This is a genomic window from Pseudomonas sp. KB_15 (assembly GCF_052114525.1).
In the GTDB taxonomy this organism is placed as follows: Bacteria; Pseudomonadota; Gammaproteobacteria; order Pseudomonadales; family Pseudomonadaceae; genus Aquipseudomonas.
The window spans coordinates 323,651-345,147 of sequence record NZ_JBFREX010000002.1; the positions used below are offsets into that span (position 1 = coordinate 323,651).

Here is a 21,497-nt window from a genome sequence, read left to right on the forward strand (position 1 = left end):
TGTGACGCTCCTAATCATTAATTGGCTTACGGCAGTCAAGAGGCATCCAGCCCTGGCAACGTCCAATCAGGCCTGCGCCGCAGCGCGCCCGGCCCCGCTTTTTTTAGGTTGTACAACGCTGTCCTGCTCGACCGGCAGAATCAGTTGATCGGGCACTGCGCCGTGCCATTTTTTCGCGCACACGTAATACAGGGCTGCGGGAAGCACCAGACCGATGATCCAGGAAATATCCACATCACCCAAAGCTGCCACCAACGGACCGGTGTAGAACTTGGTGGAGATGAACGGCAGCTGCACCAGCACACCGAAGACATAGACGCTGATACCGAGGGGGTTCCAACGGCCGTAGCGACCGTTCGGATCGGCCAGTGCCGGCACGTCATAGCGCTCGCGAGTGATGCAGTAGTAGTCCACCAGGTTGATCGCGCTCCATGGCGTGAAGAACGCCAGCAAGAACAGGATGAAGGACTTGAACGCACCGAGGAACGAGTGCTGACCGAGCAACGCCATCAGGGTCGCAGCACCGACGATGACCAGCACGAAGACCAGACGCTGCAAGCGCGTGACTTTCAGGTCACCACGGAAACCGCTGATGATGGTCGCGATGCACATGAAGCTGCCGTAGGAGTTCAGCGTGGAAATGGTGACCTTGCCGAACGCGATGCTGAAGTACAGCAGCGCAGCGGTGGCACCGGTACCGCCCAGACCCACGATGTACGCCACTTCGTGGCCGGCGAATTGCCCGTTGGCCGAGGCTGCGGCAAACACGCCGAGGACCATCGCCACCTGTGCACCAATGACCGAACCTGCGCCTGCGGCAAAAAAAGTTTTCACCGAGGAAATCTTGCTCGGCAGGTAGCGAGAATAGTCAGCCACATAAGGGCCGAAGGCGATCTGCCAGGACGCCGCGAGCGACACCGCGAGCAAGAAACTGCTCCAGCTGAAGTGGCGGATTTGCAACAGAGCGCCAACGTCGACCTGGCTCATCAGACGGCTGAACAGATAAACAAAGGCAATCACGCCAATGACGCTGGCAACACGGCCGATCCAATGGATCACCCGATAACCGAGCACCGTGACCAGCACGATGACACTGGCAAAAACAAGGATACCGACGCTGTCGCTGACGCCAAACAACTGGCCCAGCGCCTGGCCGGAAAGTACGGTTCCCGTTGCGGTGAACCCGAGGTACATCAAACACACCAGCACGATCGGGATGGCCGCGCCATACACGCCGAACTGGACCCGACTGGAAATCATCTGCGGCAGGCCAAGCTTGGGCCCTTGCGCGGCATGCAGCGCCATCACGCCACCACCGAGCAATTGCCCGATCAGCAGGCCAATCAACGACCAGAACACATCACCGCCCAGCACCACGGCCAGGGCCCCGGTGACAATCGCGGTGATTTGCAGGTTGGCACCCATCCACAGGGTGAACTGGCTAAACAGACGACCGTGTCTTTCCGCTTCCGGGATGTAGTCGATCGAGCGCTTCTCGATCAACGGTTTGTTGCCTGCACGTTCGTCAGTGACAGCCATGGTTCAACCTCTGTGGATTGTTATTCTGGGTTAACTCAATCCCTGTAGCAGCTGCCGAAGGCTGCGTCGGGTTGCGAAGCGACCCCGGCATTCCAAAGCGGAACGAAGGTCCTTCGGCCCTTAACGCAGCCTGCGGCAGCTGCTACATGGTTTATTTACCGGTAATCATCGGCAGGTTCAGCCCTTGTTCCTTGGCGCAGTCGATCGCGATCTGGTAACCGGCATCGGCGTGACGCATAACGCCGGTGGCCGGGTCGTTGTGCAGCACGCGAGCGATACGCTCGGCCGCTTCGTCAGTACCGTCGCAGACGATCACCATGCCCGAGTGCTGGGAGAAGCCCATGCCGACGCCGCCGCCGTGGTGCAGGGAAACCCAGGTCGCACCGCTCGCGGTGTTGAGCAGGGCATTGAGCAGTGGCCAGTCGGACACGGCGTCGGAACCGTCCTGCATCGATTCGGTTTCGCGGTTCGGGCTCGATACCGAACCGGAGTCCAGGTGGTCGCGACCGATCACGATTGGCGCCGACAGCTCGCCGCTACGGACCATTTCGTTGAACGCCAGACCCAGCTTGGCGCGCAGGCCCAGGCCAACCCAGCAGATACGTGCCGGCAGACCCTGGAAGCTGATGCGCTCGCGCGCCATGTCCAGCCAGTTGTGCAGGTGAGCGTCGTCCGGGATCAGCTCTTTGACCTTGGCGTCGGTCTTGTAGATGTCTTCAGCGTTGCCCGACAGTGCAGCCCAACGGAACGGGCCGATGCCACGGCAGAACAGCGGACGGATGTAAGCCGGTACGAAGCCTGGGAAGTCGAATGCGTTTTCCACGCCTTCTTCCTGGGCCATCTGACGGATGTTGTTGCCGTAGTCGAAGGTCGGAATGCCCATCTTCTGGAAGTCGAGCATTGCTTTGACGTGCACGGCCATCGATTGCTTGGCGGCCTTGATCACAGCGGCCGGTTCGGTCTTGGCGCGAGCGCGGTACTCGTCCCAGGTCCAGCCGGCAGGCAGGTAACCGTTGAGCGGGTCGTGGGCGCTGGTCTGGTCGGTGACCATGTCCGGGCGCACGCCGCGCTTGACCAGTTCTGGAAGGATTTCAGCCGCGTTGCCGAGCAGAGCAATGGAAATCGCCTTGCCTTCTTTGGTGTATTTGGCGATACGGGCCAGAGCGTCGTCGAGGTCGGTGGCTTGCTCATCGACATAGCGGCTTTTCAGACGGAAATCGATGCTGACCTGCTGGCATTCGATGTTCAGCGAGCAAGCGCCGGCCAGGGTTGCAGCCAGAGGCTGGGCGCCACCCATGCCGCCCAGGCCAGCGGTCAGTACCCACTTGCCTTTCAGGTTGTCGTTGTAGTGTTGGCGACCGGCTTCGACGAAGGTTTCGTAGGTGCCCTGGACGATGCCCTGGCTGCCGATGTAGATCCAGCTGCCGGCGGTCATCTGGCCGTACATGGCCAGGCCTTTGGCGTCCAGTTCGTTGAAGTGTTCCCAGCTCGCCCAGTGTGGAACCAGGTTGGAGTTGGCGATCAGTACGCGCGGGGCGTTGGCGTGGGTCTTGAACACGCCGACCGGCTTGCCGGATTGCACCAGCAGGGTCTCGTCGTCGTTCAGGTTGGTCAGGCTTTCGACGATTTTGTCGTAGCATTCCCAGTTACGGGCAGCGCGACCGATACCACCGTAAACCACCAGTTCCTTAGGGTTCTCGGCGACTTCCGGGTCGAGGTTGTTCATCAACATGCGCAGCGGTGCTTCAGTCAGCCAGCTCTTGGCGGTCAGCTTGTTACCGCGGGCAGCGCGGATTTCGACGTCGCGAAACTTGGTACGTTTATTCTCGGTCACGAAAAGAACTCCTCAGCAATCAATCCAAACCAACCCAGGCAGTGGGCGAGCAAGCCAATGGGCATCAGTGCACACCGGCGAATCAGTGGACGATGGTTGAGTCCTCGCGACTCATACGCATACGTCTTTACTTGTACATACAAGCATATGCAATCAAGCGGCCAACTTGCTGAATGAGCATTCAAGAAAAGTTCTGAAACGGCTGGAGAGCGCCTGGAACAAGGGTTCTGGCGAAAATGAAATTTTTCCGGGGGATTTCTTGTAGCGATGGGACTTTGTTACTTGAGCGCGGTTTTGCGCCACGCTGGGGCGTTCGGTAACACCTGATGCCCAATTGAGCGCATTCCAGAAACACCCTACAACATCATGAGAAACATCCGACTCCACCTCCATCAATCCTCGCCGACTTCACGAGCAAGCCCCCTGACGTCACTTCTGCGAGGAACCCGTAATGAAACAGTGGAAAGTCCAAACCCACCTGCTCCTGCTTGCCGGCATTCTCCTGAGCAGCATGATCGGCATCGGCGCACTCGGCCTGTACTGCATGCGCACTACGGTGCAGGGACTGGAGACGGTTTACCTGGACCGGGTCATCCCGCAACAGGACCTGAATAAAATCTCCGAGCTGTATTCAGTCCGGATCGTCGACGCTATCCACAAGGCCCGCGACGGCATCCACAGTGGCGTCGAGGCGGCGCAACAGATACGGCGAGCCCTGCTAGAAGTCGACCCGCTCTGGCGCACCTATCTGTCGACCCACCTGATTGATGAAGAGGTGCAACTGATCAGTGAAATCGAACCGCTGATGCAGGCCACCGAAGCACCGCTCCAGCGTTTGCAGGCGGTCTTGAACCAAAGCGAAGTTTCCAGTCAGAGCCTGGAGCATTTCGCCGTCCACCAGCTGTACCCCTTGATCGACCCGCTGACCTCACTGTTTTCGCAACTGACCGATGTCCAGCTTAAAGAAGCACGCCGACATTTCGAGCATAGCCAGGCACTCTATGTGGTCAATATGAGGCTGATGGCCGCGGTCCTGGCTCTCGCACTGTTGTTTGGCAGTCTTTATGCCCTGTTGTTCGGCGCCAGGCTGGCGCGATACCTGGGCGCCGAGCCTCACGAGCTGGCCAGTATCAGCACACGGATTGCCCAGGGCCGGCTCGGCGATCCGGTGATCGGTAACGCGACGCCAACGGGCGTCATGCAATCGGTCGAGGCCATGCGACGCAGCCTGGCCAGCATGATCGGCAAGGTGCGCAAGGCTTCGCAGCATATCGAGTCCTCGACCCTGAACCTGAGCATCTCGTCTGAACAAGGCCTGAAACAGGCTGCCGAGCAAAATGGCGCGGCCTCTTCCATTGCCGCCGCTGCGCAACAGATGTCAGCCAACATTACGCACATCGCCGAGAACGCCGCGCAGGCGCACGACACCACACAAAAGGCCGAACAGATCACCGCTTGCGGCATTGCCACCATGGAGCGCTCTATCATCGAGATGCAGCAGATCGCCCAACTGGTGACCCAGACGTCAGGTGAAATCGACCAATTGACCCTGCACTCCAACGCCATCGGGAAAATTGTCGGCATGATCCACAGCATTGCCGAACAGACCAATCTGCTCGCACTCAATGCCACCATCGAGGCGGCGCGGGCCGGCGAACAAGGGCGCGGGTTTGCCGTGGTGGCTGACGAAGTGCGGGAGCTGGCAACCCGCACGACCCGCTCTACCGCCGAGATTGTGGTGCTGGTGAGTACAATTCAAAGCGGCATGAGAAAGGCCAACAGCAGCATGAACACTGGCCGCGAGCGCGTACTACAGGGCCAGCATCTGATCGACAGCGCCGGCGCGTCGATGAATGACGTCAAGGTCGCGCTCAACGCGTCACTCAATGCAGTCAGTCAGATCTCCAATGCCTTGCAGGAACAGCGTGAAGCCAGCGAAGACGTGGCACGCAATGTGGAAAACGTGGCGCAGCGGGTCGAGGAAAATGTCGCGACGCAACAGGAGGTGGTGAAAACCATCCAGGCACTAAAACAGATGTCGAGTGAGCTGGAGGCGACCGTTCGAGGTTTTACCCTCGAACGGGAATGACCGCGATCAGTCGCGCGACGTCAGTTCGATCACGCAGCACAGCCCCTTGATGGCGACGTCCAGCAATCCGGCATCAGCCTCCAATTGCAGGCAATCATGACGGCCCAATTGCTGGGCGTTGTTATCGACCGACACCTCAACCTGCTCACTCATGCTGAACACCAGCACCGTGCCCGCCGAGCTGAAGAACCGCTGCTCACCACTCAACCACTGCAACCGTGCACCGTAACGCTGTGGCGCATAAATCAGGTTGAAATCGCGAATCGGACCGCCGAGCAATGTGCAGGAAACCTTGCTCTCACCGCTGAAGGCAAACGGGTCCAGCGGTAACAGTGACCGAGTGTCCTGACCATCCACCGTCAGGGTCATGCCGTCGCCCTGCAAAACGGTGATCACTCGCTCGTAACCGGCGAAGGTGGAAAAACCGCCCGATTCGCCAATGTCGGCAATCGACAGGCGCCAGCCGAAACCATCCAGGCCGGTGCCGGCATCGCGGGTGATTTCTTCGGTGCTGCCGCCGCCGTTTTTCCACGGCATGCGCGGGTAGTCTTTGGCGCGTAAAACCTTTAACTGATTCATTTATGGCTCTCTATTTATGGAACCGACCTTCCAGACGATGACGGGAACCGGGGTGGATCAAGCGAGCAGCTGTAACTGGCTGACGACCGGACCAAGTGCGGCGACGGATCAGCAGGCACGGTTCGCCTTTTTCAATCTGCAGCAATTTGCATTCGGACGGCTCGGCCAGGATCGCCTCGACCACGTGCTCGCCTTCGGTCAGCGGCGCGACCTGGTTCAGATAGGCGTAGGGCGTTTGCAGGGTGAAGTCCTGCTTGAGGTAATCCGGTGCCACCAGCGCGTTGACGAAACGGTCTTCGATTTGCACCGGGATATCGTTTTCGAAATGCACGATCAGCGAGTGGAACACCTTCTGCCCTTCGCGCATGTCCAGGGCCAGGGCACGCTCGGAGCCGGCGGCCTCTTCCTCAAGGGTGATGACCTTGCAGGTGTGGCGATGACCGCGAGAGGCGATTTCATCGGCGATGTTGTGCACTTCGAACAAGGCAGACTGGCTTTTCGGCTCGGCGACGAACGTGCCGACGCCTTGCATGCGCACCAGCAGACCGTCGGCAGTCATCTCGCGCAGGGCACGGTTGATGGTCATGCGGCTGAAGCCCAACTGGTTGACCAGTTCGCTTTCCGACGGAACGCGGTAGTGCGGCGGCCAGTTTCCACTGTCGATTTGCTGGGTGATCATTTGTTTGACGCGGGCGTACAAGGGCGCCGGACTGTCGCCCATGTTCGCGGCCAACGGAGAGACTGGAGGCGGAGTCGGCACGGTTAATCCTTGGTCGTTTAGTGAATATCGCTAGCTTGCCGGAGTTTACCGGGCAGGCAAACGTCTGTATATGTATATACAAATAACACACGATGAGGTGCTGAACCATGTCCGCCTTCTTTGCCGAACGCGCGCTGCTGCCTAGTGGATGGGCCAACAATGTACGTCTTGAGGTCAGCGCCGACGGCGTATTGACCCATGTCCAGGCCAATTCCCATGCAGATGGTGCCGAGCGGTTGAGCGGTCCGCTGCTGCCGGGCATGCCGAATCTGCACTCCCACGCTTTCCAGCGGGCCATGGCCGGGCTGGCGGAAGTGGCGGGTAACCCGAATGACAGTTTCTGGACCTGGCGCGATCTGATGTATCGCCTCGTCGGAAAAATCAGCCCGGAACAACTCGGCGTCATTGCCCGTCAGCTATACATCGAAATGCTCAAGGCCGGTTACACCTCGGTCGCGGAGTTTCACTACGTGCATCACGACATCAATGGTCAGCCTTACGCAGATCCGGCCGAACTGGCCCTGCGCATCAGCCAGGCCGCCAGTTCGGCGGGCATTGGTTTGACCCTGCTGCCGGTGCTCTACAGCCACTCCGGTTTCGGTGGCCAAGCGCCGAACGACGGTCAGCGCCGCTTTATCAACAGCACCGAAAACTACCTCAAGCTGCAGTCGCGCCTGCAACCGCTCCTGGCGCAACAACCGGCGCAAGCCCTGGGCCTGTGTTTCCACTCGTTGCGTGCGGTCACGCCGCAGCAGATCAGTGAAGTGCTGGCAGCCAGCGACAAGCAGTGCCCGGTGCACATCCACATTGCCGAACAGCAGAAAGAAGTCGACGACTGCCTGACCTGGAGCGGTCGTCGTCCGCTGCAATGGCTGTACGAAAACATCGATGTCGACCAACGCTGGTGCCTGGTCCACGCGACCCATGCCAACCCGGAGGAAGTCACGTCGATGGCCAAGAGTCGCGCCATCGCCGGCCTGTGCCTGACCACCGAAGCCAACCTGGGCGACGGGATTTTCCCGGCGGTGGATTTCCTCGCCCAGGGAGGCCGCATGGGCATCGGTTCCGATAGCCATGTGTCGTTGAGCGTGGTGGAGGAATTGCGTTGGCTGGAATACGGCCAGCGTCTGCGCGACCAGCGGCGTAATCGTTTGTATGGCGCGGATCAGCCAATGGTCGGCCGCACGTTGTTTGATGCCGCGCTGGATGGCGGTGCTCAGGCACTGGGCCAGCCGATTGGCGCACTGGAAGTCGGCAAGCGCGCCGACTGGCTGGTGCTCGACGGCAACGATCCGTATCTGGCAACGGCCAGTGGCGACGGAATTCTCAATCGCTGGTTGTTTGCCGGTGGCGATCGCCAGGTGCGGGATGTGTTGGTCAATGGCCAGTGGGTGGTGCGTGACGGTCGGCATGCCGGCGAAGAAGAAAGCAATCGGGCCTTTACCCAGGTCCTGCGCGAACTCTTGGGCTGACACCAAAAACCTGTGGGAGCGAGCTTGCTCGCGATAGGGCCATCAGCTTCAACAATGATGTTGACTGACAGTCCGCCATCGCGAGCAAGCTCGCTCCCACAGGGGTATATGTATCAGTTGGAGGTCTCGGCCATCTGCTGTTCCGACGCCCGCCAGATCAGCCGCGTAGTGTCGTAACCCTGCTGACGCGCCTTGCTCAGCAGCTCCTCACGCACCACACCGTTCACGGTTGGCGTGCGCGACAACAGCCACAAATATTTCCGGCTCGGGTCACCGACAATGGCGGTCTTGTAGTCATCGCTGACGTACAGCACCCAGTATTCGCCCTTCGCCGCACCCGGGATCAGCCTGGAGAACCAGGTATCGAACTCGAGCCACAGTTTGTCGCCCTTGCCGGGCACCTGTGGATAAGCCGTACCCTTGACCTCTTCCCATTGCCACTGCGCCGTCAGGCAGCGGTTCAGCACCGCCACGTTACCGTCAGGCTTGAGCGTGTAATGGGCTTCGGATTGCGCGCAGTCACGCTGGAAGTACATCGGCATACGAGCCAGCTCGTACCAGGTGCCCTGGTAGCGCTTGAGGTTGACGCTTTTGACAGTCTTGGGGGCCAATGGGTCCTGGCCAGGCGTGGCACAGCCGGCCAAAACCAGGCCGGCAAAAAGGATGATCAATAACCGCTTCATTATTTTTCTCCCGAGGGCAATTGCCCCGGTTTACTTCAGGCCTTGGCCGGAAAACATCAGCACTTTGTCACCGGCGAACTGCACGCTGATAAAGCTGTTCTTGTCGCCCCAGGTGCAACTGGACATGCCGAGCGCGCCTGAACAATCGGCAGGTTTGCCCAACAGGGTCTCCACGTCGACCTTGGCCATGCCGGCCGAGAGCTTCGAGTAGTTTTCCTGATTGACCTTGCTGCAGGCAGCGAGCAATACGCAGAACGAAAGCAGGGCGATGGAACGCAGCGACATGGTGAAACTCCGGGGGGCGTAGGGGATTGGCATGGCTGCCAAGCTGAAGCTTAGAAGAGAAAACCCCTGTCAGGTTCCCTGCCAGGCAGGCTATTTATCGGGCCACTCGTCTACCTTTTGCCGAAAATCAGCCATTTTCCTTGTTCATCGAGCATTTCGTCGTTTTTCAGAAAATCCGCCTAATCTTTGGCGCCCTTCAGTCGACATAAATGCAACGCAAAGCTACGTCGGTGGCATTTGCTCCCCCCTTTTGTAGACCTGACCCTCTGCGGTAGCTCATCCATGACCAGAAACATGAAGTTCAGCCACAAGATATTGCTGGCTGCCGCCCTCGTGGTGGCTGTCGCATTCGCTTGTTTCATCCTGTTCAACGACTATCGCCAGCGCGAAACCTTGCGCAACAGTACCGAAGCCTCGATGCAGGAACTCGGCAGCCTGACCACCAGCAACATCCAGACCTGGCTGGAAAGCCGCATGCAATTGCTGCAATCGATGGCCCAACAGGTCACCGCCGATGGCAATGCTCCCGCCAGCCTGAAACGGATCATCGACCTGCCCGCCTACACCGGCAACTTCCAGCTGAGCTACTTCGGTGGCGCCGACGGTGTGATGTTCTCAGTCCCGGCGGGCAACCGCGCAGCGGACTACGATCCACGCGCCCGTGGCTGGTACAAGGCGGCCAATAACGCGCAAAAGACCATCGTCACCGAACCGTATATCGCCGCCTCTTCCGGCAAACTGGTGATCACCGTGGCTACCCCGGTGCAGCACCAGGGCCAGATGATTGGCGTGGCCGGGGCCGACATCGACCTGTCCAGCGTCAGCGCGATCATCAATTCGCTGAACTTCGGCGGTCACGGTCATGCGTTCATCGTCGGTGCCGACGGCAAGATCCTGATTCACCCGGACAGCAAACTGGTGCTCAAGAGCCTGGCCGAGGCCTATCCGGGCGACACGCCGAAAGTCAGCCCAGGCATGAAGGAAGTCGAGATCGACGGCAAGCGCCAGTTCATCTCCTTCACTCACGTCAACGGCGTGCCATCGGCGGACTGGTACGTGGCGCTGGTGCTCGACCAGGAAACGGCGTTCTCGATGCTTAGCGAATTCCGCACCTCGGCGATCATCGCCATGGTGATTGCCGTGGTGATCATCATCGCCCTGCTGGGCATGCTGATCAGCCTGCTGATGCAGCCGCTGCTGACCATGGGCCGCGCCATGCACGACATCGCCGAAGGCGAAGGTGACCTGACCAAACGCCTGACCATCCACGGCCACGACGAATTCGGCGCGTTGGGGCTGTCGTTCAACCGCTTCGTCGAGCGCATTCATACCTCGATCATCGAAGTATCCTCGGCCACCGGTCAGGTCAACGAGGTGGCACTGCGTGTAGTCGCCGCGTCAAACTCGTCGATGTTCAACTCCGACCAGCAAGCCTCGCGCACCAGCAGCGTGGCCGCGGCGATCAACCAGCTCGGTGCCGCCGCCCAGGAAATCGCCCAGAACGCCGCCCTCGCCTCGCAACATTCCAGCGATGCCCGCAGCCTGGCCGAAGACGGCCAACAGGTGGTGGATAAAACCATCGCGGCGATGCAGCAGTTATCGGCCAAAATCAGCGATTCGTGCGGCAACATCGAAACCCTCAACAGCAATACGGTCAACATCGGGCAGATCCTGGAAGTGATCACCAGCATCTCCCAGCAAACCAACCTGCTAGCCCTGAACGCAGCCATTGAAGCGGCCCGCGCTGGCGAGGCCGGCCGTGGTTTTGCCGTGGTGGCCGATGAGGTGCGCAACCTCGCTCACCGCACCCAGGACTCGGCGCAGCAAGTGCAGACGATGATCGAAGAGTTGCAAGTCGGCGCCCGGGCAGCGGTGGGCATCATGACCGACAGCCAGCGCCAGAGCGAAAGCAGCGTCGGCATCGCCAACCAGGCGGGCGAACGCCTGGGCAGCGTGACCCAGCGCATCGGCGAGATCGATGGCATGAACCAGTCGGTCGCCACCGCAACTGAAGAGCAGACGGCTGTGGTGGAGTCGATCAACGTCGACATCACCGAGATCAACATGCTGAACCAGGAAGGTGTGGAGAACCTGCAGGCGACCTTGCGTGCGTGTGCTGATCTTGAGCAGCAGGCGGCGCGGTTGAAGCAGTTGGTTGGTAGCTTCAGGATCTGAGGCGATCTTACGGACCGCATCGCGAGCAAGCTCGCTCCCACAGTGGATCTCCAGTGCGACAAAGATCCCTGTGGGAGCGAGCTTGCTCGCGATGACGGATTCAGCAACAGCGCAAAATTAGAACCGTGACCCCGGCTTGGAGAGAAACGCCAACTCCTCAGCCGTAGACTCCCTTCCCAACACCGCATTGCGATGCGGAAACCGCCCAAACTGCGCAATCACTTTCTGATGCCGCTCGGCATAGTCCAGGTAATCGCTGAACAGTGCCCGATCGCTCTCCGGCTGCTGCGCCACCAATTCGAGGTAGCGCGAGACGCCTTCATTCTGCACCGCAAGGTTTTCGCTGTGCTCGAACACCAGGTAGATGAACACCCGCTGAATCGGCTGCAACTGCCGGTCGAAATCCGCGGCAATGCCTTGGGCCACCAGCTTTTGCGCCCGGAGATCGCCTGCAAAGGCTTTGGGAGTATCGCGAAAGATCATTCGCGGGATTTGATCGAGCAACAGCACCAGGGCCAGCCAACCTTCGGGACGTTGCATCCACTCGGTCAATCCGCCGGCCAGTGCCTGCTCGGCCCAGTCCCCGAAACGCTCGCGCGCTTCGAGGTCCTGGCTGTCACGCTTGCCGAACCACAACTTGCCCTTCTGCGCCGCCACTTCGCTCGCTGACTCGGAACTCCCGAACCACCAATCAAGCAACGGCTTCCAGGGCGCGGTCATGGTTTATTCCTTGTGGTAAGCCGTTACACGTGCAACTTCTTCTTTCGAACCCAGGAACACAGCCACACGCTGGTGCAGGCCGTTCGGCTGGATGTCGAGGATGCGCTGGTGGCCGTCGGTGGACGCACCGCCCGCTTGTTCCACGAGGAACGACATCGGGTTGGCTTCGTACATCAGGCGCAGTTTGCCTGGCTTGGAAGGCTCGCGGCTGTCGCGTGGGTACATGAACAGACCGCCACGGGTCAGGATGCGGTGCACGTCGGCCACCATCGCGGCGACCCAGCGCATGTTGTAGTTCTTTTTCAGCGGGCCTTCTTCGCCTGCCAGCAATTCGCCGACGTAGCGCTGTACCGGAGCTTCCCAGTGACGCTGGTTGGACGCGTTGATGGCGAATTCCTGGGTGCTTTCAGGAATGGTGATGTTTTCGTGAGTCAGGACGAAGCTGCCCATTTCACGGTCCAGGGTGAAGCCTTTCACGCCGTCGCCCAGGGTCAGGATCAGCATGGTCTGTGGACCGTAGATGGCGTAACCGGCGGCCACTTGCTGGGTGCCTGGCTGCAGGAAGGCCTTTTCGTTCAAGGGCTCGTTCTGGCTCAGGTATTCGTTCGGGCAACGCAGTACCGAGAAGATAGTGCCTACCGGCGCGTTGATATCGATGTTCGACGAACCGTCCAGCGGGTCGAATACCAGCAGGTACGCGCCTTTCGGGTATTTGCCCGGGATCTGGTAGGCGTTGTCCATTTCTTCGGACGCCATGCCGGCCAGGTGACCGCCCCATTCGTTGGCTTCGAGCAGGATTTCGTTGGAGATCACGTCGAGCTTCTTCTGCACTTCGCCCTGGACGTTTTCAGTGCCCATGCTGCCCAGAACGCCACCCAGGGCGCCTTTGGACACGGCGTGGCTGATCTCCTTGCAGGCACGCGCCACCACTTCGATCAGGAAGCGCAGATCGGCAGGAGTGTTGTTGCTGCGGGTCTGCTCAATCAAATAGCGACTCAAGGTAACGCGGGACATGGAAGGCTCCGGTGGAATGGGGGGGGCTAAAAACCCGCGCAGTTTAACGCGAGTCGGGGCGCATTTCCTCCTATCAGACGTGATCGGTCAAAGAGAGTTCATGTGCGGGGATGAGCGTAGTTGGAAATGGGCTGCGCGTGGAGCTCAAATGGATAGCATGTTTCGATATATTTGGTGATCGGCAGACCGTATTCGCGAGCAAGCCCGCTCCCACATTGGACCAGCTGTGCACACACCATCTGTGCCATGAAGCAGATCCAGTGTGGGAGCGGGCTTGCTCGCGAATGGCGCTAAGCGCCAGCCTTCTTCAGGATTTGGCAGTAGACTTGCGCAGCAAACTGAACGCCATCGCCACCAGGAACACCACGCAGAGCAACAACACCGTCCACAACCCGAATTTCTTCCAGTGAGTGTCGATCGGCGCAGACGTAGTGACCGTCGACGGCTTCGTAGCCACCGACCCGACATCCACCATGGCCCTGCCCAGGGTCGCCAGTTTCTCCGGGGTGTAATCAGGAATCAGCGTCGACAGCGGCAGGTTCGCGGTCTTCACGGTCGCATTCCCCAGCGCCAGGGTATAAGGCCCTGGCCCACGCGCCAGGAACACCAGTTGCGTGGCGCGCACGGCAAACTTCAGCGTCGGCACCTGAACACCCAGGCCACCGCCGCGTTCGTCCACGGTCAGTTTCAATTGCTGCACGATTTGCCCTGACAACGGCAATTCGTTTTGCACCACGTCCTGACCGTTCTGGGTCAGGCGATAGAGCAAACCGCTGACCACTGGCTGCCACGGCAGACTGCTGTCGCGACGACCGGTCAGGCTCACCGGCGCCAGGCTGTTGGGTTGGCTCAACTCGACCTGCACTCGCTCGACATTCAGCCCCATCGGCAACTGCCAGGTGTATTCACCCGCCTTCACGCTGCTGCCGGCCAACGCCTGGGACCAGACCAACGGCAGCGGCAGGCTGCGGGTACTGGCGCTTTGCAGTTGCGCCGAAGTCAGTGTCGGTGCCGAATGCGGTGTGATCCACAGCAACCGCAAGTAGCGCGCCGACTGGCCCGGCAGGCTGATTGCACGCTGTTCGACCCGCTCGTCGGAAAAGATCAGGCGCGCCACCTGCCCTTCGCCCCAGGACCGCCAATGCTGCAAATCGTCGCTGGCTTCGAGGGTGAAACGCTGGAAGCCGTCGCGTTCGCTGGTCCAGTCGAGAATCAATTGCTGCAACGGCGCCTTGATCGCGGACGCGTCGAGCAACCAGCCGCGCAACTCCTCCTCACCCGCCTCCAGCGGACTGGAGGGCTGCACCTCCACCAACGTGCCGTTGGCGCTCGATTGCACCCGCACGCTCGGCGCGGTTTCAGTGGCGTCCACCGAGTTGTACAACGGAAACCATTTCACCTCGGTCAAGGTGCGCGCTTCACTGCTCTGCGCCGACTGCCGGGCCAGGGCATAAGCCTGAACATCGCCCACGGCGTTGAACACACGCACATCGCTCAGATCGGCCTGCCGTGCATTCAGTTGTACGTTCAGGGGCAGTTCAAGGCGATACCAAGGGCCTTCGCCCGTTACCGACAAGGGCACTTGGGTGGTGAAATCCGCCGGTTTTTCCTGGGCAGCCGCCGCCGACAACACCACCCCCATGGCAACAGCGCCCAGCCAACCCAGGTTCAGCTTCTGACTCAAGACGACACTCCTTCTGATTCCGGGACCGGTTTCTCGATATCCGGCACAGCTTCGGCACGCTTGGGCGGCAGCGGGGCGAAATAGCCCACCACCAGCAGCAACACGCCGACACCGATAAACGACACGATCCGCGCCAGCCCGCCGCGATTACTCAACTCGACAAAGAACAGCTTGGCCACGACCACGCCGATCAAGGCGGCGCCGATCAACCAGATTTCGCGGCGGCGACGCAAGTGGCCGCCGATCATCAGGCTCAGGGCCATCAGGGTCCAGACGATGGACAGGCCGGCTTGTACCCGCATCGACCCCAGCAACAGATCCAGCTCGAACGGCACCCCGCTCCAATGGTGCGCCGTACGCATTACCAATGCAGTAAAGAACACGAACAGCGAGGCACCAGCGACCCCTTGCGTGGCATTGGCGGCGTAATCCTTGCGGACCGCCAGTTGTGTCAGCGCGCTGCGGGACCAGACATAGACGCCGAACAACGCAAACAACAGGCCCAGCTCCAGCGGGTTGATCAATGGCACGTAAGGCAGCGGCTCGGCGTTGCCGTCACTGGCGACATTCGCCAGCCAGAACCAACCAAGCATCAACAACGCCAGCGGCGCGGCGGCGTATACACGGTATTCGCGCGGATACGCCGACAACGGCCAAGGCCACGCGCGAGGTGCCGCCATCAGCACCAGGTACAGACTTGGCAGAATCGCCCAACCCAACCAGCGCCAGGCGTTGTATTGCTCGGACAACACCAGCAAGCCGTAACGCAACTCCAGAGCCAGCACACCCATCAACAGCCAGCAGCCGAGCACATGGGCGACACCCGGCACGCGCGCCGGCAGCATTGGCGCCAGGCGTAGCAGGGAGATGAAATGCACCACGAACACGGCGGCCCACGCCAGCCAGCCGAAGTTGGCAGCCGGGTGATATCGCGGGTGCCAGGCCGCCAGCAGCACCAGCGCCGCAGCGGGAATCAACGCCGTGCAGAGCACTCCCAGTGACGGCCAACTCAGGCGCAGCGCCAACACCGTCCACAGCGCAACACTCACGGCAGCGATGCTCAACAACAAAGTCGCCTGCATCGGCAGCGCCGCAAAATGCAGCACTTCGATGACCCAGGCCAACGCCCACCAGCCTGCGCCCCACACCAGCAACGCCTGGGACAACCGCAACAGACTCAGCCCTTCGAATGCTCCGAGCGAATGACCCACCTGCAAACGCCAAGCCCCGACCATCGCGGCCAGCCCCAACATCAGCGGCGCCCAGAACCCGCCATGTGCCATGGGTTGCAGGCCGTCACTGAACTGCGGTCCTGTCACCAGGAACAGCGCGCCACCCAACCATTGCACAGTAAGCGCGGTGAACACGAACGTGCGCGATGGCAGGCGCAAGCCAACAAACAACGTCAGCGCTCCAGCCAAGGCCCAACTGATCACCGTGCCGTGGCTGAAGAAAAACAGCGGTGCCAGCAAATAAAGAAACGCCAGCCCGAGACAAGCCAACACCGGCAGGCCTTTCAGCTCCCAGGGCCTGATCTGTTCCGGCAAGGCTTTACGCAACTGGTAGAAGCTGAACAGCAACGCGACGCCCAGTAACAGCGCGCCTAACGGCACGCCACCGAGCAGGCTGCTCTCGCTGCTGTGCAACTCGCCGAGAAACGCCAGCGCTGAACCCAGTTGCAGGAGCAAGGCAAACGCCCGGGCCAAAGGCCTTTGCTGGCGCAGACCGAGCCAGAAGATCCCCGCGCCCTCCACCGCCCACGCCGCCGTCGTCCAGCGTGCATCGAGCCCCAGCGGAATTGCCAGGCTGGCGAAGATCACCCCCAAGGCCAGGCAGGTTTCCCCCAGCAACAGCGTGCGCCCGGCCATCAACCAACGGGCGAGCCCCATGTAAATCATGCCCAGCGCCAAGGCACTGAACGCCGCAGCGAACTCCAGATGCTGCACCAATGCGAACTGCAAGCCGAAACCCACCAGAGGCGGGCCGAACAGCAGCGTGCCGTCGACGTAATCACCCTTGCGCGCCGACCATTGCAGCAGCGCTTCGCGACTGCTCTCTGCCGGTGCGTCGCTCATCTGCATCAGCTTGCGCCGGGCGTACAGCAGACCAATGGCCAGGTACATAAGGAAAAATACAATCAGGAACGGCTCGGTGCTCCACAGCAACTCCGGCAAGTAGGAGCGCAGGCCCCAGGCGAAACCGATGCCGAAGGTGCCGGTGAACCCGATGACATTCAGCAGGCGCCAGGCCTTGAACCAGGCAATGGCGAGGATGCCGGCGTTGAGCAAGGTGAAATAGCTGAACAGCGCGACGTGGCTGCCGGCGCCGGTGGAGGCCAGGATGGGCGCGGCGAAGCCACCCAGTGCGGCAACGGCGGCCAGCCCCAGGGAGTCCTGGGTAATGGCGAGAATCGCCGAACAGACTGTCACCGCCACCAGCAGGCCAAACGCCGCCGAGGGGTCGAGTAGCGGATGCAGGCGCATTGCGGCAAATACCGTCAAGTACAACACGGCGATCCCGGTGCCTTGCAGGATCAATGCGTAACTGCTGTTGCGCGTTCGCAACCACCAACCCAGCCCGAGCAACCCCAAGGCTGCTGCCGCAACGCCTGCGTAGCGCAACTCAAGCGGCACCACCACGCCTTCGGTGGCATAGCGCAGCAAAAAGGCCAGGCCGAGGAACAGCAGCACCACGCCGACCCGCAACACGGTATTACCGCCGAACAACCAGGCACGGGCGCGACTGATGGCACGGTCGATGAGATTCGGGCCAGGCGGGGGGACAGATGGTTGTGCCTGGCGAGCGATTGTTTCTGGCTTCCAGGCATCGGCGGGCTGCGGACGACCGGTTTCGGAGGCCGCAACGGCTATCGGCTCGAGTTCGGGCGGCAGTTCCCAGATCAATTCCGGGGCTGCGGCAGGTGCTTCATCAAGGAGGGTTTCAGGCGATACGAGCGGTTCAGGGGTTTCCGGCGCCTTGACGCCCGATGCTTCGAGCAGCGCCAGCCGTTGCTCGACCGCTTGCAGCGCAACCTGTGCCTGATCCAGCAGTCGCTGCTGCTCCACCGCTCGAGAGTCCATACGAGCCATGCGAAGGGTCTGGCCGATACCCAAGCCGAGTAGTGCGCCCAGCAGTGCATCACTGAATGACTCGTCGAGTATCCAGCCGAGCACCAGCCCGACGAGCATAAAAATCCATTGCATGGTCGATATCCCTGAGCAACCCCGTCATGAGGCAAGTCCAAGCGGTACAGCGTCTGATCAGTCTAGTGTGAAAACACCACAAATCCTGTGGGAGCGAGCTTGCTCGCGATAGCGCACTGACACTCAGCATCAATACTGAATGTTATGGCCTCATCGCGAGCAAGCTCGCTCCCACAAGGGATGGTGGTGTGTTCAGAATCTGATGAACCCTGCCGCTCGGCAATCCGGCGCCCAGTATATCGATCCGGCCCGGCAACAACCGGGCCTTGCTCGCAGTTCTGGCCGAAAACTACTCCAGTGCCTTCCAGATTTCCGTGGCGTACTCGCGAATGGTCCGGTCCGACGAGAACCAGCCCATCCGCGCCGTGTTCAACACCGCTGAACGCCACCATTCTTTCGAATCGTGCCAATGGGCTTCGACGCGCATCTGCGCGTGCCAGTAGGAATCGAAGTCGGCGCAGACCAGGAAGCGGTCGTAGTCCACCAGCGAATCGATCAACCCGGTGTAACGGGACGGATCATCCGGCGAGAACACCCCGCCACGAATCGCTTGCAGCACATCGTTCAGGCGATGGGACGCGGCGATGTCCGGTACGGCACTGAACTCATGGTTCTGCTTGCGCGCCTCCACCTGCTGCGCGCTGAGGCCAAAGATGAACATGTGCGCGGCGCCGATGCGCTCGCACATTTCCACGTTGGCCCCGTCCAGGGTGCCGATGGTCAGCGCGCCGTTCAGGCCGAATTTCATGTTGCTGGTGCCTGACGCTTCGAAACCGGCAGTGGAGATCTGCTCGGACAAATCCGCCGCCGGAATGATGCTCTCCGCCAGGCTGACGTTGTAATTGGGCAGGAACACCACTTTGAGCAAGCCGCGCACGGTCGGGTCGTTGTTCACCACCCGCGCGATGTCGTTGGTCAGCTTGATGATCAGTTTGGCCTGGTGATAACTCGCGGCCGCCTTGCCGGCGAAAATTTTCACTCGTGGCACCCAGTCGATTTCAGGTTCCGCGCGGATCGCCTGGTACAACGCAACGGTGTGCATCAGGTTGAGCAACTGGCGTTTGTATTCGTGGATTCGCTTGACCTGCACGTCAAACATCGCCGCCGGATTGACCGCCACCCCCAAACGCTCATGAATCAGATACGCCAGGGCTTTCTTGCTGTGCAGGCGTTGCTCGGCAAACGCCTTGCGAAACGCGCTTTTCTCGGCGAACGGTTCGAGGGCGAGCAGCCGCTCTTCCGGGTTGTCCAGCACCTCAGGGCCCAGGGCATCGACCAGCATCGAGGTCAGCTCGGGGTTGGCCTGGTACAGCCAGCGGCGGAAGGTAATGCCGTTGGTCTTGTTGTTGATCCGCTCCGGGTAGAGCTTGTGCAGTTCGGAGAACACAGTTTGGCGCATCAGTTGCGTGTGCAACCCGGACACACCGTTGATGCTGTGGGAACCGAGAAACGCCAGGTTGCCCATGCGCACCCGACGACCGTTGTCTTCCTCGATGAGCGACACCGCGCGCAACACGTCGAAGTCGTGAATGCCTTTGGCCCGCAGGGAGTCGATGTGGTGGGCGTTGATCAGGTAAATGATCTGCATGTGCCGCGGCAACATGCGTTCCATCAAGCCGACCGGCCAGGTTTCCAGCGCTTCGGGCAACAATGTGTGGTTGGTGTAGGACAACGTATCGACGGTGACCTGCCACGCCGCATCCCATGCCACGTCATACACGTCGACCAGTTGCCGCATCAGTTCAGCCACGGCAATCGAGGGGTGAGTGTCGTTGAGCTGGATCGAAGCGTGATCGCCCAGGGTCAGCACCGAGGTGTGCATGTTGCGATGGCGGCGCAGCAGATCCTGCAATGAAGCGGCGACGAAGAAATATTCCTGGCGCAGGCGCAATTCCTGGCCGGCCTCGGTGCTGTCCGCCGGGTACAGCACCCGGGAGATACTTTCGGCCCGGGCTACTTCGGCCACGGCGCCCAGGTGATCGCCGGCGTTGAAACGCTCCAGATGCAGATCTTCCATGGCCCGGGCGCGCCACAGGCGCAGCGTGTTGACGCTCGCCCCGCGCCAGCCGACCACCGGCGTGTCATAGGCAATGGCCCGCACGGTTTCCGCCGGGTGCCAGACTTGCCTGGACTTGCCGCTTTCATCGGTCACGGTTTCGACGCTGCCGCCAAAACCGATCGGATAAACCACTTCAGGCCGCTCGAATTCCCAGGGGTTGCCGAAATCCAGCCAGTGTTCGGTCTGCTCCTGCTGCCAGCCATCGACAATCGCCTGGCGGAACAACCCGTGCTCATAGCGGATGCCGTAGCCATGAGCGGCGATGCCGAGGGTCGACATGCTTTCCAGGAAACACGCCGCCAGACGCCCGAGGCCGCCGTTGCCCAAGGCCGCATCGGGCTCCAGCAAGCGGATGCGCTCTAGGTCGACGCCGAGTTCAGTCAAGGCCTCGCGAGCCACGTCGAGCAGGCCGAGGTTGCTCAGACTGTCAAAGAGCAGCCGACCGATGAGAAATTCCAGGGAGAGGTAGTAAACGCGCTTCTGACCTTTACGGTAGATCTGCCGCGTGTGGTCCATCCAGTGCTCGACCATGTGGTCCCGCGCGGCCAGGGCAATGGCTTCGAACCAGTCGTGGTCGAAGGCGTGATCCGGGTCTTTACCCACTGCATAGGTGAGTTTGGTCAAGACGGCGTCGCGGAATGCGGCCACCTCAGCTTCGCGAACAAGTGGTTCTTGAGTCATCGATAGGACCTCGAGCGAGCTTGGAGTTGTCTGAGCCTAGACGGTCTGACAGGCGGTAGAGGCTCTGGTTCGGCAGTTTTTCCTTTGAATACGAGCTGGATCGACATTGCGTTGTCTTGTGCCTGAATCAATGCAGGGCCCGTGCCTATTTTCCGGTTGTTTGCACCGCCTGCGAAAAAATCTGGCGAAAGGTTGTTCAAAAATCCACCAGTCCCGGTATGATCGCGCGCCCTGATGCACACGCTGGTAACAACCGATGATGAAGCCGAACCTGATCGCCGCCGCAGAGATCGACCGCCTCGATACCTGGGCCAAGTACTCTGCCCCGATGTGCGGCTCGTGCATGTCCAGCTGCTGCACCCTGCCCGTCGAGGTCAAGATCAAGGATCTGATCCGCATCGGCATCGTCGACGAGTTCGAGCGCGGTGATCCGCCGAAGAACATTGCCAAGCGCCTGCAAAAAGAAGGGATCGTCGAGCGTTACAACCAGAAGTCGGAGATCTTCACACTCCAGCGCATGAGCAACAACGATTGCCTGTACCTGGATCGTAAGAGCCGTCTGTGCACTATTTATGAAAAGCGCCCGGATACTTGCCGCAACCACCCGAAAATCGGCCCGCGGCCGGGGTATTGCGCGTACAAGCCGAAGGAAGTGGAGCGCGAGCGGAATTCGCGGAGTATCGAGCGGTTCTGATTTTTTCTGAAACTAGTGGCGGCTGA

15 protein-coding genes and 1 pseudogene are annotated in these 21,497 nt (G+C 60.5%); 5 read left to right on the plus strand and 11 right to left on the minus strand.

What is annotated here, in order from left to right; translation table 11 throughout:
* Positions 1-66: 66 nt before the first annotated feature.
* Together AB4Z35_RS03855 and hutU are read right to left on the minus strand one after the other, a co-directional pair.
* A complete protein-coding gene (locus tag AB4Z35_RS03855) occupies positions 67-1,539 on the minus strand; it encodes a purine-cytosine permease family protein (RefSeq protein WP_442096081.1) in 1,473 nt (490 codons plus the stop codon).
* Between the two features lie 151 nt (positions 1,540-1,690).
* Complete coding sequence (hutU, locus tag AB4Z35_RS03860) at positions 1,691-3,373, minus strand: urocanate hydratase (RefSeq protein WP_442096082.1); 1,683 nt, start codon at positions 3,371-3,373, stop codon at positions 1,691-1,693.
* A gap of 451 nt (positions 3,374-3,824) precedes the next feature.
* Here hutU and AB4Z35_RS03865 point away from each other — a divergent pair, with 451 nt between their 5' ends.
* A complete protein-coding gene (locus AB4Z35_RS03865) occupies positions 3,825-5,462 on the plus strand; it encodes a HAMP domain-containing methyl-accepting chemotaxis protein (protein ID WP_442096083.1) in 1,638 nt (545 codons plus the stop codon).
* Positions 5,463-5,468: 6 nt separating this feature from the next.
* Here the strand turns inward: AB4Z35_RS03865 and AB4Z35_RS03870 are convergent, their stop codons facing one another.
* Both AB4Z35_RS03870 and hutC read right to left on the minus strand, forming a co-directional pair.
* Positions 5,469-6,041: a HutD family protein gene (locus AB4Z35_RS03870; RefSeq protein ID WP_108230791.1), complete on the minus strand. Its 573-nt coding sequence runs from the start codon at positions 6,039-6,041 to the stop codon at positions 5,469-5,471.
* A gap of 10 nt (positions 6,042-6,051) precedes the next feature.
* The gene (gene hutC, locus AB4Z35_RS03875) at positions 6,052-6,762 is read right to left on the minus strand and encodes a histidine utilization repressor (protein WP_161793960.1); all 711 of its coding nucleotides are present in this window, start codon (positions 6,760-6,762) and stop codon (positions 6,052-6,054) included.
* 146 nt (positions 6,763-6,908) lie between these two features.
* Here hutC and AB4Z35_RS03880 point away from each other — a divergent pair, with 146 nt between their 5' ends.
* Positions 6,909-8,273 (plus strand): formimidoylglutamate deiminase, encoded by a 1,365-nt coding sequence (locus AB4Z35_RS03880; protein WP_442096084.1) that lies wholly within the window; start codon positions 6,909-6,911, stop codon positions 8,271-8,273.
* Between the two features lie 113 nt (positions 8,274-8,386).
* Here the strand turns inward: AB4Z35_RS03880 and AB4Z35_RS03885 are convergent, their stop codons facing one another.
* Both AB4Z35_RS03885 and AB4Z35_RS03890 read right to left on the minus strand, forming a co-directional pair.
* On the minus strand, positions 8,387-8,956 hold the full coding sequence (locus AB4Z35_RS03885) for a lipocalin family protein (RefSeq protein WP_442096085.1): 570 nt from the start codon (positions 8,954-8,956) through the stop codon (positions 8,387-8,389).
* Between the two features lie 30 nt (positions 8,957-8,986).
* A complete protein-coding gene (locus AB4Z35_RS03890; RefSeq protein WP_008002948.1) occupies positions 8,987-9,241 on the minus strand; it encodes a hypothetical protein in 255 nt (84 codons plus the stop codon).
* A gap of 294 nt (positions 9,242-9,535) precedes the next feature.
* Here AB4Z35_RS03890 and AB4Z35_RS03895 point away from each other — a divergent pair.
* Both AB4Z35_RS03895 and AB4Z35_RS03900 read left to right on the plus strand, forming a co-directional pair.
* A pseudogene (locus AB4Z35_RS03895) lies at positions 9,536-10,558 on the plus strand (HAMP domain-containing protein); the annotation flags it as partial.
* Positions 10,559-10,651: 93 nt separating this feature from the next.
* Positions 10,652-11,416: a methyl-accepting chemotaxis protein gene (locus tag AB4Z35_RS03900; protein ID WP_442096130.1), complete on the plus strand. Its 765-nt coding sequence runs from the start codon at positions 10,652-10,654 to the stop codon at positions 11,414-11,416.
* 117 nt (positions 11,417-11,533) lie between these two features.
* Here AB4Z35_RS03900 and AB4Z35_RS03905 read toward each other — a convergent pair whose 3' ends face one another.
* The 5 genes from AB4Z35_RS03905 to AB4Z35_RS03925 form a co-directional block, all read right to left on the minus strand.
* On the minus strand, positions 11,534-12,136 hold the full coding sequence (locus tag AB4Z35_RS03905) for a DUF924 family protein (protein WP_008002945.1): 603 nt from the start codon (positions 12,134-12,136) through the stop codon (positions 11,534-11,536).
* Positions 12,137-12,139: 3 nt separating this feature from the next.
* Positions 12,140-13,150, minus strand: coding sequence for a class 1 fructose-bisphosphatase (locus tag AB4Z35_RS03910; RefSeq protein WP_008002944.1), 1,011 nt, complete (start codon positions 13,148-13,150; stop codon positions 12,140-12,142).
* A gap of 307 nt (positions 13,151-13,457) precedes the next feature.
* Entirely contained in the window at positions 13,458-14,834 is a 1,377-nt protein-coding gene (locus AB4Z35_RS03915) for a DUF3999 domain-containing protein (protein WP_442096086.1), read from the minus strand.
* On the minus strand, positions 14,831-18,037 hold the full coding sequence (locus AB4Z35_RS03920) for a DUF2339 domain-containing protein (protein ID WP_442096087.1): 3,207 nt from the start codon (positions 18,035-18,037) through the stop codon (positions 14,831-14,833). Before AB4Z35_RS03920 ends, AB4Z35_RS03915 begins: the two co-directional genes overlap by 4 nt.
* 289 nt (positions 18,038-18,326) lie before the next feature.
* A complete protein-coding gene (locus AB4Z35_RS03925) occupies positions 18,327-20,777 on the minus strand; it encodes a glycogen/starch/alpha-glucan phosphorylase (RefSeq protein ID WP_442096088.1) in 2,451 nt (816 codons plus the stop codon).
* A 256-nt stretch (positions 20,778-21,033) separates the two neighbouring features.
* On the opposite strand from AB4Z35_RS03925, the gene AB4Z35_RS03930 reads away from it, so the two are divergent.
* Positions 21,034-21,471: a YkgJ family cysteine cluster protein gene (locus AB4Z35_RS03930; protein WP_007989226.1), complete on the plus strand. Its 438-nt coding sequence runs from the start codon at positions 21,034-21,036 to the stop codon at positions 21,469-21,471.
* Positions 21,472-21,497: the final 26 nt, after the last annotated feature.